Annotated in this window: 16 protein-coding genes; 4 read left to right on the forward strand and 12 right to left on the reverse strand. The window is 65.4% G+C overall.

Annotation, left to right across the window (positions count from 1 at the left end; all coding sequences use genetic code 11):
- The 9 genes from J2739_RS00005 to J2739_RS00045 form a co-directional block, all read right to left on the reverse strand.
- Positions 1-92: GTP-binding protein (locus J2739_RS00005; RefSeq protein WP_082519739.1), on the reverse strand; the 92-nt coding region annotated here is incomplete at its 3' end.
- Between the two features lie 150 nt (positions 93-242).
- Entirely contained in the window at positions 243-2,342 is a 2,100-nt protein-coding gene (gene fusA / locus J2739_RS00010; RefSeq protein WP_309897649.1) for an elongation factor G, read from the reverse strand.
- A gap of 85 nt (positions 2,343-2,427) precedes the next feature.
- On the reverse strand, positions 2,428-2,901 hold the full coding sequence (rpsG, locus tag J2739_RS00015; protein ID WP_028249583.1) for a 30S ribosomal protein S7: 474 nt from the start codon (positions 2,899-2,901) through the stop codon (positions 2,428-2,430).
- A 144-nt stretch (positions 2,902-3,045) separates the two neighbouring features.
- Positions 3,046-3,423: a 30S ribosomal protein S12 gene (gene rpsL / locus J2739_RS00020; RefSeq protein WP_028249584.1), complete on the reverse strand. Its 378-nt coding sequence runs from the start codon at positions 3,421-3,423 to the stop codon at positions 3,046-3,048.
- Between the two features lie 236 nt (positions 3,424-3,659).
- On the reverse strand, positions 3,660-4,832 hold the full coding sequence (locus J2739_RS00025) for a D-alanyl-D-alanine carboxypeptidase family protein (RefSeq protein ID WP_309897650.1): 1,173 nt from the start codon (positions 4,830-4,832) through the stop codon (positions 3,660-3,662).
- Between the two features lie 22 nt (positions 4,833-4,854).
- Positions 4,855-5,487, reverse strand: a complete 633-nt coding sequence (locus J2739_RS00030; protein ID WP_309897651.1) for an alpha/beta hydrolase — start codon at positions 5,485-5,487, stop codon at positions 4,855-4,857.
- A gap of 5 nt (positions 5,488-5,492) precedes the next feature.
- Positions 5,493-5,846 (reverse strand): (2Fe-2S) ferredoxin domain-containing protein, encoded by a 354-nt coding sequence (locus J2739_RS00035; RefSeq protein ID WP_309897652.1) that lies wholly within the window; start codon positions 5,844-5,846, stop codon positions 5,493-5,495.
- 9 nt (positions 5,847-5,855) lie between these two features.
- Positions 5,856-6,947, reverse strand: coding sequence for a VanZ family protein (locus J2739_RS00040; RefSeq protein WP_405053796.1), 1,092 nt, complete (start codon positions 6,945-6,947; stop codon positions 5,856-5,858).
- A 30-nt stretch (positions 6,948-6,977) separates the two neighbouring features.
- Entirely contained in the window at positions 6,978-7,406 is a 429-nt protein-coding gene (locus J2739_RS00045) for a CopD family protein (RefSeq protein WP_309897654.1), read from the reverse strand.
- A 302-nt stretch (positions 7,407-7,708) separates the two neighbouring features.
- Between J2739_RS00045 and hemB the strand changes: the two genes are divergently transcribed.
- Together hemB and J2739_RS00055 are read left to right on the forward strand one after the other, a co-directional pair.
- On the forward strand, positions 7,709-8,713 hold the full coding sequence (hemB, locus tag J2739_RS00050) for a porphobilinogen synthase (RefSeq protein ID WP_309897655.1): 1,005 nt from the start codon (positions 7,709-7,711) through the stop codon (positions 8,711-8,713).
- A gap of 71 nt (positions 8,714-8,784) precedes the next feature.
- Positions 8,785-9,918 (forward strand): magnesium transporter CorA family protein, encoded by a 1,134-nt coding sequence (locus tag J2739_RS00055; RefSeq protein ID WP_309897656.1) that lies wholly within the window; start codon positions 8,785-8,787, stop codon positions 9,916-9,918.
- Between the two features lie 53 nt (positions 9,919-9,971).
- On the opposite strand, the gene J2739_RS00060 is transcribed toward J2739_RS00055, so the two are convergent.
- The 3 genes from J2739_RS00060 to J2739_RS00070 form a co-directional block, all read right to left on the reverse strand.
- Complete coding sequence (locus J2739_RS00060) at positions 9,972-10,340, reverse strand: DUF4148 domain-containing protein (protein WP_309897657.1); 369 nt, start codon at positions 10,338-10,340, stop codon at positions 9,972-9,974.
- Positions 10,341-10,630: 290 nt separating this feature from the next.
- A complete protein-coding gene (locus tag J2739_RS00065) occupies positions 10,631-11,314 on the reverse strand; it encodes a dienelactone hydrolase family protein (RefSeq protein WP_309897658.1) in 684 nt (227 codons plus the stop codon).
- Positions 11,315-11,353: 39 nt separating this feature from the next.
- Positions 11,354-11,956: a 2-hydroxychromene-2-carboxylate isomerase gene (locus J2739_RS00070; protein ID WP_309897659.1), complete on the reverse strand. Its 603-nt coding sequence runs from the start codon at positions 11,954-11,956 to the stop codon at positions 11,354-11,356.
- Between the two features lie 73 nt (positions 11,957-12,029).
- Between J2739_RS00070 and J2739_RS00075 the strand changes: the two genes are divergently transcribed.
- Both J2739_RS00075 and J2739_RS00080 read left to right on the forward strand, forming a co-directional pair.
- On the forward strand, positions 12,030-12,776 hold the full coding sequence (locus J2739_RS00075; RefSeq protein WP_309897660.1) for an SDR family oxidoreductase: 747 nt from the start codon (positions 12,030-12,032) through the stop codon (positions 12,774-12,776).
- Positions 12,776-13,432, forward strand: coding sequence for a MarC family protein (locus J2739_RS00080; RefSeq protein ID WP_309897661.1), 657 nt, complete (start codon positions 12,776-12,778; stop codon positions 13,430-13,432). The genes J2739_RS00075 and J2739_RS00080 overlap by 1 nt, the downstream gene beginning before the upstream one ends.
- Position 13,433 lies beyond the last annotated feature (1 nt).

Here is a 13,433-nt window from a genome sequence, read left to right on the forward strand (position 1 = left end):
GCCGCCGTCAGGGTGGTCTTGCCATGGTCCACGTGACCGATCGTGCCCACGTTCACGTGCGGCTTCGTGCGGGTGAATTTTCCTTTTGCCATTTTTCAATCCTTGAAAGAGCAGGCCCGTGTGTTGGTTTTACGTCTGCACCTTGTTGCTGGTTCCTCCGCCACGGGCAACGAAGGGCACAAGATCGCAGACAGAACCGGAAAGAACGAGGACGGCCGGGCCGCCTCGTTCAGGGCGCACGATTACTTGGTGCGCGCAGCGACGATGGCTTCGGCAACGTTTCGCGGTGCTTCCGCGTATTGCTTGAATTCCATCGTGTAGGTGGCGCGGCCTTGCGACATCGAGCGCAGCGTGGTCGAGTAGCCGAACATCTCCGACAGCGGGACTTCGGCCTTGATGGCTTTGCCACCGCCGACCATGTCTTCCATGCCCTGGACCATGCCGCGGCGGGAGGACAGGTCGCCCATGACGTTGCCGGCGTAATCTTCAGGCGTCTCTACTTCCACGGCCATCATCGGCTCGAGGATCACGGGGTTGGCCTTGCGGGCACCTTCCTTGAAACCGAAGATGGCGGCCATCTTGAAGGCCATTTCGTTCGAGTCCACATCGTGGTACGAACCGAAGTGCAGCGTGACCTTGACGTCCACGACCGGATACCCGGCCAGCACGCCCTGCGTCAATGCTTCCTGCACCCCCTTTTCGACGGCGGGGATGTACTCGCGCGGCACCACACCGCCCTTGATGGCGTCGACAAACTCGAAGCCCTTGCCGGCTTCCTGCGGCTCGATCTTCAGCACGACATGGCCATACTGGCCCTTGCCGCCCGACTGGCGCACGAACTTGCCTTCGGCCTCCTCGACGGTCTTGCGGATGGTCTCGCGGTAAGCCACTTGCGGCTTGCCCACGTTGGCTTCCACACCGAACTCGCGCTTCATGCGGTCCACGATGATTTCGAGGTGCAGTTCGCCCATGCCCGAGATGATGGTCTGACCCGATTCCTCGTCGGTCTTGACGCGGAACGAAGGGTCTTCCTGCGCAAGACGCTGCAGGGCAATGCCCATCTTTTCCTGGTCGGCCTTGGTCTTGGGCTCTACGGCCTGCGAGATCACAGACTCGGGAAACACCATGCGCTCGAGCATGACGATGGCACCCGGATCGCACAGGGTTTCGCCCGTGGTCACTTCCTTCAGGCCCACGCACGCGGCGATGTCGCCGGCGCGGATTTCGCTGACTTCTTCGCGGTTGTTGGCGTGCATCTGCACGATCCGGCCGATGCGTTCCTTCTTGCCGCGCACCGGGTTGTAGACGCTGTCGCCCTTGGACAAGACGCCCGAGTAAACGCGCACGAAGGTCAGCTGGCCCACGAAGGGGTCGGTCATCAGCTTGAACGCCAGTGCCGAGAACTTTTCTTCGTCGTCGGCCTTGCGCACCACCGGTGCCTCGTCCTCATCAGTGCCGGCCACCGGGGGAATGTCCGTCGGCGCGGGCATGTATTCGATGACAGCGTCGAGCATGGCCTGCACGCCCTTGTTCTTGAAGGCCGAGCCGCACAGCATCGGCTGGATCTCGCCGGCGATGGTGCGCTGGCGGATGGCCTTCTTGATTTCTTCCTCGGAAAGCGTCTCGCCTTCCAGGTACTTGTTCATCAGCTCTTCGCTGGCTTCGGCCGCGGCTTCCACGAGCTTCTCGCGGTACTCGTTGCAGACATCGACCAGGTCGGCCGGGATCTCGCCATAGGTGAAGGTCACGCCCTTGTCCTCGTCCCAGATGATGGCCTTCATCTTCACGAGGTCGACGATGCCGCGGAACTTGTCTTCGGCGCCGATTGGGATCTGGATCACGACGGGGTTGGCCTTCAGGCGGTCGACCATCATCTGGCGGACGCGCAAGAAGTTGGCGCCGGTGCGGTCCATCTTGTTGACGAACGCGAGCCGGGGCACCTTGTACTTGTTGGCTTGGCGCCAGACGGTTTCCGACTGAGGCTGCACGCCACCGACCGCGTCATAGACCATCACGGCGCCGTCGAGCACGCGCATGGAGCGCTCCACTTCGATGGTGAAGTCCACGTGGCCGGGGGTGTCGATGATGTTGATGCGGTGCTCGGGGAAGTTCTGCGCCATGCCCTTCCAAAAGCAGGTGGTGGCAGCCGAGGTGATGGTGATGCCGCGCTCTTGCTCCTGCTCCATCCAGTCCATCGTGGCGGCGCCATCGTGCACTTCACCGATCTTGTGGTTCACACCGGTGTAGAACAGGATGCGCTCGGTCGTGGTGGTCTTGCCGGCGTCGATGTGCGCAGAGATACCGATGTTGCGGTAGCGCTCGATGGGGGTCTTGCGGGACATGAAATTACTCCATTAACGGATGAAAGCCCGCCCACCACAGGATGGGTCGGGCTTCCAGCCAGTGCTCTGGTGAAGAGCGGTTTTCTTAGAAGCGGAAGTGGCTGAAGGCCTTGTTGGCTTCGGCCATGCGGTGCACTTCGTCGCGCTTCTTCATCGCGCCGCCGCGGCCTTCCGTGGCTTCCATCAGCTCGTTGGCCAGACGCAGGGCCATCGATTTCTCGCCGCGCTTGCGGGCGGCTTCCTTGATCCAGCGCATCGACAGCGCCAACCGACGCACAGGACGCACTTCCACGGGAACCTGGTAGTTCGCACCACCGACGCGGCGCGACTTCACTTCGACCATCGGCTTGACGTTGTTGATGGCCATGGTGAAGGCTTCGAGCGGGTCCTTGCCCGGGTTCTTCTTCTCGATCTGGTCGAGGGCACCGTAAATGATGCGCTCGGCCACTGCCTTCTTGCCGCCTTCCATGATCACGTTCATGAATTTGGACAGCTCGACATTGCCGTACTTGGGATCCGGCAGGATTTCACGTTTGGGGACTTCGCGACGACGTGGCATTTTTCTAACCTCTTTGCTTCAGTTGGCGTCTCTTCGAGACACCGCGAGAACCGACGGGAGTTCTCACTTACTCGACCCGACAGCGGGTCACTTCGTTCGATGCACCCACCAGGCGCGCCGAACACCGATTGAACATTCGAAGGCTCAAGCCTTCTTGGGACGCTTCGCGCCGTACTTGGAACGCGACTGCTTGCGATCCTTCACACCCTGCAGGTCCAGCGAGCCGCGCACGATGTGATAGCGCACACCGGGCAGATCCTTGACACGACCGCCGCGAACCAGCACCACGCTGTGTTCCTGCAGATTGTGGCCTTCACCGCCGATGTAGGAAATGACTTCGAAGCCGTTGGTCAGGCGCACCTTGGCGACCTTGCGCAGCGCCGAGTTCGGCTTCTTGGGGGTCGTGGTGTAGACCCGGGTGCAGACGCCGCGGCGTTGCGGCGAGTTCTGCATGGCAGGGCTCTTCGACTTGATCTTTTCGACCTCGCGACCCTGACGCACCAGTTGATTGATGGTTGGCATGAATGAATGAATCCCAAAACACCCGGATCGAAGCCCTCACCGTGACATGAGGAAACCGGGAGATGACGAAAACGTGAAACCCTTCGGATTTTTCCGAAAAGCCCGCGAGTATAACACCCACTTCAGGGCCTGCCCACTCCGCCTGCCCGGCAACGCCCTCGTCCGGCACGCTGCCAGCGGCGAACGAAACCAAGCCGCCGCGGCCAGTTGGAAAGAGGCGGATCCCGGCCGGTGCTCTACTTGATCCAGAGGCGCACGGCGTCCCAAGCGCGCCCCAGCGTGCCTGCCTGCTCGACCGGTTCGAGGGCGACCAGCGGCACGTCAGCGACCGGCTGGTCGGCCAGGGTGATCCTCAGCGAAGCGATCGGCTGGTTGCGAGCGAAAGGGGCCACCAGTGGATCAGGCCGCGCGATCTGTGTCTTGATCTTGCTCGCAAAGCCCGCGGGCACGGCCACCACGATGGGCTCGGCGCGGCCGAGCTTGACGGTGTTTTCCTTGCCCTTCCAGACCGGCGGCGCAGCGACCGGCTGGTTGGCATCGAACAAGCGCACCGCGTCGTAGGCGGTGTAGCCCCAGTTCAGCAGCTTCTGCGACTCGTTGGCGCGCGCGTTCTCGCTGGCCGCACCGAGAACGATCGACAACAAGCGCCGCCCGCCTGAGAGATTCGGGAAGTCGCGTTTCGAGGTCACGACCATGCAATAGCCGGCCGCCTCGGTATAGCCGGTCTTGAGACCGTCGACGGTGGGGTCGCGAAAGAGCAGCAGGTTGCGGTTGGTGTCGTTGGTCGAGGGGGTGCCGGGATAACGGTACTTCTTGATCGAGTAGTAGTGCACGTACTCGGGAAAGTCGCGAATCAGCCGCGTTGCCAGGATGCTCAGATCGCGCGCCGTGGTCGTATGGCCGGGTGCGGTCTGGCCCTCGGGGTTCTTGTAGCGGGTGTTCTTCATGCCCAGCGCCTTGGCCTGCTCGTTCATGAGCTCGACGAAATGCTCCACCGTGCCGCCCACGCTCTCGGCCAGTGCGACAGTGGCGTCGTTGCCCGACTGCACCACCAGGCCCTTGATCAGGTCTTCGACCGGCACCTGCATCTTCGGGTCGATGAACATGCGGGAGCCAGGCATCTTCCAGGCACGGGTGCTGACCGGCAAGGTCTGCTGCAGGGTGATTTTCCTGGCCTTGAGCGCGTCGAAGACCAGGTAGGCGGACATCAGCTTGGTGAGCGAGGCCGGCTCGACAGGCGAGTCGATGTCCTTCTGCGCCAGCATCTGGTTGGCCGTCATGTCCAGAAGCAGGTAGCTGCGCGCGGCGACTTCGGGCGGCTGCGGCACCTGGGCCGCGGCGATGAGGCAGAAGAAGAATGCGGCGGCAGCCGCGGCGAAGGTGCGCAGCGCGCCCGGAAGTCGATTCATGGCGTTGCGAAAAGAGACGAAACTAACCCGCCCGCAGATGGCGGACGACCAGACTCTTGAGCAGCGGCAATTGCCCGTGAAAGAAGTGGGCGCCCCCGGGGACGACTGTGACAGGAAGTGCCTGCGGCCGGGCCCAATCCAGCACGGCCGCCAGGGGGACGGTGTCGTCCTGCTCGCCGTGCACGACCAGCGTGCGCTCATGCGCGTCGGCAGGCAACGTCGCCACCGAGAATCGCGAGGCGGCAGTGCCGACCAGCACCAGTTGGCGGATGTCCCGACGCGTCCACAGCTGCTCGACCGCACGGCTCGCCACGAAGGCGCCGAACGAGAAGCCGGCGATGGCCAGCGGCCCCTCGGGAGCCACCTGCTCGATGACCTGGAGCATGTCCTCGCGCTCGCCGCGACCCTCGTCGTGCACGCCCTCGCTGCCGCCCACACCGCGGAAATTGAAACGCACCGCGGCCCAGCCACAGGCGACGAAGGCCCGTGCCAAGGTCTGCACCACCTTGTTGTCCATGGTGCCGCCGAAAAGCGGGTGCGGATGGGCGATCACCGCGACACCCCGCGCCTGAACGCCCTCGCCCGCGGCATCGCGCAAAGCGGCGATCGCGCCTGCGGCGCCCTGGAGCTGGAGCTTCTCGGTCTTCGAATTCATGAGCCTCAGCGCCCCACGTCCGGTGGCAGCAACAAACGCTCGACCACCTTGCCGTCACGCAGGTGCGAATCGACGATCTCGTCGATGTCCTCCTCGTCGACGAAGGTGTACCAGATGGCTTCCGGATAGACCACCGCCACCGGCCCGCCGGCGCAGCGGTCGAGGCAGCCGGCCTTGTTGACCCGCACCTTACCCGGTCCGGCCAGCCCCATCTCCTTGATGCGCGCCTTGCAACGGTCGAAGCCTTGCTGCGCGTTGTGCTGCGAGCAGGAGTCCTCGCCGTTCTTGCGCTGATTCAAGCAGAAGAAGATGTGGCGGCCATAGTAGCCGCGCGGCGGCGCAGTGCTGGAGGTGGACATCCGGTCATTCTATTGAGCGTGCGCCGCCCCTCGGCGCGACAAGGCCGCCAGCACGTAGACCAGCGTTGCAAAGGGCCAGAGCCAGCCCAGCCATTGCGCCAGCCCATGAAAGCGTATGAATCGCCCCTGCTCCCAGGTCGCCAGAGTCTGGGCGAAATAGGCGCTCTCCGGCGCCTGATTGAGCAGGCTCAGGTGCACGACCAGGGCGATCAACAGCAGGGCCGCGCACAGACGGCGCGACGCGGGCAGCAGCAGCACACCGAGGAAGAACGCGGCCGCGATCCCGACCTGCACCGGCAGGCTCAGCCAGGCCCAGGCGTGCTCCGGGCCGTAGCTCAGCGCGGCCGAGAGGGCAGAGGCCGCCACCCCGCTCAGCAGCACCAGCGGCAGCAGCACGGCCCGGCGCACGACCGGCCGCGTCACCAGGAAGGCCAGCAGGCAGGGCACCAGCGCACCCAGCGCGACGCACAGCAGTTCGACGCCCGGCACCAGCGGCTCGAGCTCGAACTGCCGCACCGGCATCCAGTCGATGAAAGGCGTGTCCGACAGCCACTCGGAGATGGCCGCTTCCAGGCGCTCGAAGACCTGGCCGAGCCCGAAGGTGACCGCGGCCGGGAACAGCAGCGCCAATGGCCAGAGCGCCAGCAGCACCAGCGCGCCGCGCGAATCCTCGACGAACCAGTTCGAACGCGTGCGATGCCAGTGCGCCACGGCGCCCAGACGCTCGAGCGCCGAAGCCAGCACGGCGCCCGCCAGCGCACCAAGGCTGTTGAGTCCCAGATCCACATTCGACGGAATTCGCGCGGGCAGGTAGCTCTGCAGCGTCTCCATGGCGAAGGAAATCGCGATGCCGATCGACGTCGCGGCCAGCGCCGCACGCACCGGTCCGAGGGCGGGTCGCGTGCGCAGCAGGGCGATCGCCGCCAGGAAGCCGAGCGGCATGTAGCCGGCCACGTTCACGCCGAAATCGAAGCCGGTCCAGTACTTGGGCCAGGACGCGGCCAGGTAAGACCAGGGGGCGATGCCCTGGTCGCGCCAGTCCGCGAAGGGGTAGAGGCTCGCGTAGACGATCAGCGCCGCATAGGCGAGTGCCAGGGGCAAGGCCGCGGACTTGTGCTGTGTCGCCACCGCTCAGAAAGGCTTGACGACGACCAGCACCACGATCGCCAGCAGCAGCAAGACCGGCGCCTCGTTGAACCAGCGGTACCAGCGCTCGCCGTACCGATCCTGGCCGGCCACGAATCTGCGCAGCAGCACACCGCAGCCGTGGTGGTAGCCGACGACACCCAGCACCAGCGCCAGCTTCGCATGCATCCAGCCGTTGCCGGGTCCGCGGCCGATGCCATAACCCAGCCAGAGCCACAAGCCGAAGCCGAGCGCCGGGACCGCCAGCAAGGTGGTGAAGCGGAACAGCTTGCGCGCCATCAACACCAGGCGGGCACGCTCGGCCACCGACTCCGGCGCCACCATGGCCAGATTCACGAAGATGCGTGGCAGGTAGAACAGCCCGGCGAACCAGCTGGCGACGAACACGATGTGCAGCGATTTGACCCAGAGCATGGCGGCAGTTTAGTGGGGGGCCGTTCGCAGACGGGGCCACCGCCAGGGCAAAAAAAAGCCCGGCGCCAAAACGCCGGGCTGGGAAGCCCTTTTGCTGTCACACATCAAGGCACCCGCTCAGGGAGGAAAAGCGGGGAGCGGCAAGCCGCCCACCGCGGAATTTAGCAAAGGCATTACGTACGATCAAGCAAGTTCTAATTTTTCTGCTGCTTTTTTGCAGATCAAGTAGTTCTAAGGTGTTATTAATTTGGGCAGACGTGCCGCCATCGTCGCTCAAACGCACTTGGGGCACAATTTTCGGCATGACCCTCCACGCCCCCTTCCCTTCAGGCCGGCCGCGCCGGTTGCGCCGGGACGCCTTCACGCGCAACCTCGTACGTGAGCACACGCTCAGCGTCCATGACCTCATTTATCCGGTGTTCGTGCAGGAAGGCGAAAAGCGGCGCGATGCCGTGCCGTCCATGCCCGGTGTCGAGCGGCTCAGCCTGGACCTGTTGCTGCCGGTGGCAGAACAATGCCTCTCGCTCGGCATCCCGGTGATGGCGCTGTTCCCGGTGATCGAAGCCAGCCGCAAGACCCCGGCCGGCGACGAGGCCTTCAACGCCGACGGGCTGATTCCGCGGGTGGTGGCGGGGCTCAAGTCGCGCTTCCCGGAACTCGGCGTGATGACCGACGTTGCACTCGACCCCTATACCAGCCATGGGCAGGACGGCCTGCTCGACGAAACCGGCTACATCCTCAACGACCCGACCGTCGAGGTGCTGGTCAAGCAGGCGCTGGTGCAGGCCGAGGTGGGCGTGGACATCGTCGCGCCCAGCGACATGATGGATGGCCGCATCGGGGCGATCCGCGGCGCCCTCGAATCGGCCGGCCAGATTCACACCCGGATCATGGCTTACAGCGCCAAGTACGCGAGTGCCTTCTACGGCCCGTTCCGCGACGCCGTGGGTTCGGCCGCCAACCTTGGCAAGAGCAACAAGAAGGTTTACCAGATGGACCCGGGCAACAGCGACGAGGCACTGCGCGAGGTTGGCATCGACATCGCGGAAGGCGCCGACATGGTGATGGTGAAGCCCGGCATGCCCTACCTGGACATCGTGCGCCGCGTGAAGGACGAGTTCCGCGTACCGACCTTCGCCTACCAGGTCAGCGGCGAGTACGCGATGCTCAAGGCTGCGGCGCAGAACGGCTGGCTGGACCACGACGCCGTGATGATGGAGAGCCTGCTGGCGTTCAAGCGAGCCGGCGCCGACGGTGTGCTCACCTACTTTGCGCTCGACGCCGCGCGGCTGTTGCCGAAGCCCTAGCCTGTAGCGATCGGAACGGCCCCGAGCGCGGACCGTCTCTCTCTAGCCAGAAGAAGAACAGGACCGCCTGCATGCGAATCTTCGAGATCAGCGGCCCCCGCGTCACCGAGCATTCCACGCTGGCGCCAATGGCCGCGCCCGGCGCCTGTGCCGGCTATTTGTGGCTGTCGCTCACGCGCGGCGAATTCCGCAGCGCGCTGGCCGAGGTTCAGGGGATCCTGCAGTCGATCTGCGGCTCGCAGCTGGTCGACCTCCACGTGGCGGATCTCCTCAACGACCACCTCCCGTCTCGTTACGACTACACCTCGCAGTACGACGTGCTCGTGTTTCGCCGCCTCGCCGCCGCCAATGGCCAGGACGCCGCGGGCACCGGGTCCGACCTGCAGCGCGTCGGTCCGCCGGTACTGCAGCGCATCGATACGCGGTCGGTCGGCTTCGCGGTCTTCGATCGCGTGCTGCTGTCCGTCCATCCGGACGAAGGCACGGTGCGCGACGCCTTCGCCGCCCGCCTCTTGAACGCCGCGACACCCGATGTGCGCGGCGGCCCCGCGGCGCCCGCGCTCGACGTGCGTGCCGTCTCGGCCCGCGTACCGGCCGGTCCTGCCGACCTGATGCTGCGCGTGATCAACCTGATCGTCGACGCCTACCTGGACCTGCGCCGCGACCTCACCCGGCAGCTGGACCACTGGCAGGCCGAGCTGATCGACCCGCGCAGCCACTTCACGAACTGGAGCGCGCTGATGCAGGCGCGGCAGGCGCTGCACCATCTGGGCGAGATCTGCGAAGACCAGCGCGCCGCGGTGCAGGATTGGATCGACGCCTTCGAAGCCCTGCCCGCACCCGAAGGCACGGCCGAGTCGCGCGAACGCGAGCTGATCATGGTGCGCAGCCGCGATGTACTCGAGCACATCCAGCGGGTGGTGCATCACGTGCGGCGGCTCGAGCAGAACGCCGAGACCGCCGTACAGCTGCATTTCAGCGTCCAAAGCCACCGTACCAACGACATCATGCGGATACTGACGGTGCTCACAGCCGTCTTCCTTCCACTGAACCTCATCGCCGGCATTTTCGGCATGAACTTCGAGTTCGTCCCGCTGGTGCACAAGGCAGGCGGCTTCTGGATCGCCATGGCCGCGATGGCTTCGATCGCAGTGCTGCTGGTGCTGGTGTTCTGGCGCAAGCGCTATCTGGCGAGGAACAAATAAAAAACCGGCCAGCGCATCGGCGCTGGCCGGTCTTCCGATGCGCCATCGATGAATTACTTCGCCGCAGGCGCGCCTTGCTTCTGCGCTTGCTGCAGCGTGTCGGCGCGGTTCGGCATGGTCGAGATCACGCGGCTGTTGACGCGCGATCCGCTGCTCACGTTCTGGTCCGGCGCGCTGGCGGTCGCCACGGCCTGGGCATACACGGATTCCGAACTGGCGACCGCCTTGAAGGGCTCCGCGCCGCGCGAACCGCGCACCACGTTCTGATTGGGCGCTGAAGCGGCGCGGGCGGCTTCGGCCTCGACGTCGGCGCGGTTCACCGCGGACACCGGCGCTTGCACGCCTTCGTAGTTTTCTGCATGGGCACCGGCTGCGGCCAGAACGGAGAGCGCAGCGGCGGCGAGGATGTGAGAGGTCTTCATGTCAGGTCCTTGGGTTCGTCGGAGGCGGTTTAAAACCAGGCCTGCGGGTGGGGCGGGCCTGTGCGACGAAGTGTCCGGTCGAAGAACCTCGGGAAATCCATTGGAAAAGAGATACGGCGTTTCCCGGATCGAAACAATCCGGAGGCGCCGGTTGGAAGGCGACGACCGCGCGAGGCTGCGGATGCCGGCCCGTTCGAGGCACTCGGAACAGCGCCGCCGCGTGCCTCTGGGCGATGCGCGGCCCCCTTCTTCGGCGGCCGCACGCCTAGCCGGCGGCGGCAGCCACTTCCTCAGCCGAGGTGCTTCGCAAAGAATGCCAGCGTTCGCTCGCGCGCCAGCTTTGCGGCCTCGGCGTTGTAGGAGCCGCGCTGGTCGCAGTTGAAACCATGGCCCGATTCGTAGACATGCACCTCCACCTCGGGGTGCGCCTTCTTGAAGGCCTCGATGGTGTCCAGCGGAATCCAGTGGTCGTTGTTGCCGAAGTGGGCCATTACCGGCACCTTGGGCGTGATCGCGCTTTCCTCCGGCGTGGTCATCCCGCCGCCGTAGTAAGGCACGGCGGCCGACAGGCCTGACACCTTCGCCGACGCGCGCCAGGTCAGGAGCCCGCCCCAGCAGTAGCCGACGATGCCCACCTTGCCGGCACGGGCCGCGTACTCGACCGCGGCCTGGATGTCCTGCAGCACGCCAGGCGCCGGCAGTGCATCGACGGCGGTCTTGAGCGCGAAGCCGGCTTTCATGTCCTCTTCGCTGTAGCCCAGGTCGACGCCCGGCTTGACGCGGTGGAAGGTCGAAGGCGCGACGGCCAGATAGCCCTCCGCTGCATAGCCGTCGGCCACCGAGCGAATGTGCGAGTTGACGCCGAAGATCTCCTGCACGACGACCACTGCGCCCTTGGGCTTGCCCGACGGCTCCGCGACGTAAGCGGGAAAACTGAAGCCATCCTTGGCGGTGAGGTCGATGAATTGGCCCATGGTCATGCTCCTGTGATGGTGGGTGGGGTTGTTGTTGCTTCAATGCGCGTTCAAGGCGCGCGCGACGAAATCGAGCCGGTCCTGGCCCCAGAAGATCTCGCCGTCGATCACGTAGCTGGGCGCGCCGAAGACCTTGGCATCGATGGCCTGCTGCGTGTAGTCCTCGTAGCGCTCCTGCACGGTCTGGCTCTGCGACTGCTCGATGCGCTTGGCAGCCAGGCCGCACTCGGCAGCCAGGGCGTCGAGCACCTTCGGATCCGCGATGTTGCGCTCCTGCACCCAGACCGAGGCGAACACCGCCCCGCACAGTTTCATCGCCGCCTCGCAGCCGTCGTGCAGATCGACCGCGATGATCAGCTTCGCGGCATCGTCCCCGGCGACGGGAAAGAATTTCGGGGTCGGATTGAGCGGGATGTCCAGGTGCCTCGAGAAGCGCGCCAGGTCGGCCAGCCGGTAGGCTTGGCGCTGCGGGGCGCGCTTGCCCAGCGGCAGGCCTCCAGAGACGGGATAGACCGCGCCGAGATCGATCGGCCGCACGCGCACCGCGGCGCCGGCGGCCTTGGCGAGCGCGGCGAAGCGCGCGTGTCCCAGATAGGTCCAGGGGCTCTGGGGCGTGAAGTAGTAGTCGACGTTTCGGGTCACGGGCCTCTCCTCGATGATGTAATCGACGTCGACGGTTTTAACTGAGGCACGGCTTTCGTGCAGGAGGCGGGATTTGGACCAGGTGCTCTTGATCACAGGCGGCAGTCGCGGAATCGGTGCCGCGACCGCACTGCTCGCCGCGCGGCGCGGCTTCGCGGTGGCTGTCAACTATGCCAGCAATTCCCTGGCCGCCGACGAGGTGGTGCGCGCGATTCGCGACCAGGGCGGGCGCGCGATGAGCGTGCAGGCCGACGTGGGCGACGAGGCCCAGGTGATCGCGATGTTCGAAAAGGTCGATGCCAAGTTCGGCCGTCTCGGCGCGCTGGTCAACAACGCCGGCGTGGTCGACGTGCAGGCGCGGGTGGACGGCATGAGCGTGGCTCGGCTGGAACGCATGTTGCGCATCAACGTGATCGGCAGCTTCGTCTGTGCGCGCGAGGCGGTGCGGCGCATGAGCACCAAACAAGGCGGCAGCGGCGGCGCGGTCGTCAACCTCTCCAGCGCCGCGGCGCGCCTGGGCTCGCCGGGCCAGTACGTCGACTATGCGGCCAGCAAGGGCGCCATCGAGAGCTTTACCGTCGGGCTGGCCAAGGAGGTGGCGGACGAAGGCATCCGCGTCAACGCGGTGCGCCCGGGCCTCATCGACACAGAGATCCACGCCTCGGGCGGCATGCCGGACCGCGCCTTCCAGCTCGCGTCCACCGTGCCGATGAAGCGCACCGGCAGCGCGCAGGAAGTCGCCAACGCGATCGTGTGGCTTCTCACCGAGGAGGCGAGCTACGTCACCGGCGCTTTCCTGGACGTCACCGGGGGGCGCTGATGGCCACTCCCGCCATGGACCTGGTCAAGCCGTTGATCACGCTGATGGCCATCGTGAACCCGCTGGCGATCGTGCCCTTCTTCATCCACTACACGCAGGGCTACACCGAGGCGCAGCGAAAGCGCACGGCCTGGGTATCGGCCTTCAGCGCCTTCGTGGTCATCGCGATCAGTGCGCTGCTCGGGCTGCAGCTGCTGGCCTTCTTCGGCATCTCGATCGCGAGCTTCCAGGTGGGCGGCGGCATGTTGCTGCTGATCAGCTCGCTCAACATGCTCAATGCGCAGCCGGCGGAATCCAAGAGCAACGAGGAGGAGATCCGGGCCGCGGAAATCAAGGCTTCGCTGGGCGCCTCCATTGCCGTGGTGCCGCTGACCATCCCGCTGCTGACCGGGCCGGCCACCATGTCGACCATGGTGATCTATGCCGATAAGACGCAGCATGTGTGGGAGCTCGCGATCCTGGTGGGCTACGGCGTGGTGGTCGGGCTGGTCACCGGCGTCATCTTCTCCCTGGCCGACCCGATCGCGCGCGTGCTCGGCAAGACCGGCATCAATGTCATGACCCGGCTCATGGGCCTGATCCTCGCGGCGCTGTCGGTGGAAGTGATGGCCGACGGCCTCTCCACGCTGTTCCCGGCGCTGGCCCGCGCGCACTGAC

Origin of the sequence: Variovorax soli (genome assembly GCF_031454625.1) — a bacterium.
GTDB classification, from domain to species: Bacteria; Pseudomonadota; Gammaproteobacteria; order Burkholderiales; family Burkholderiaceae_C; genus Variovorax; species Variovorax soli_A.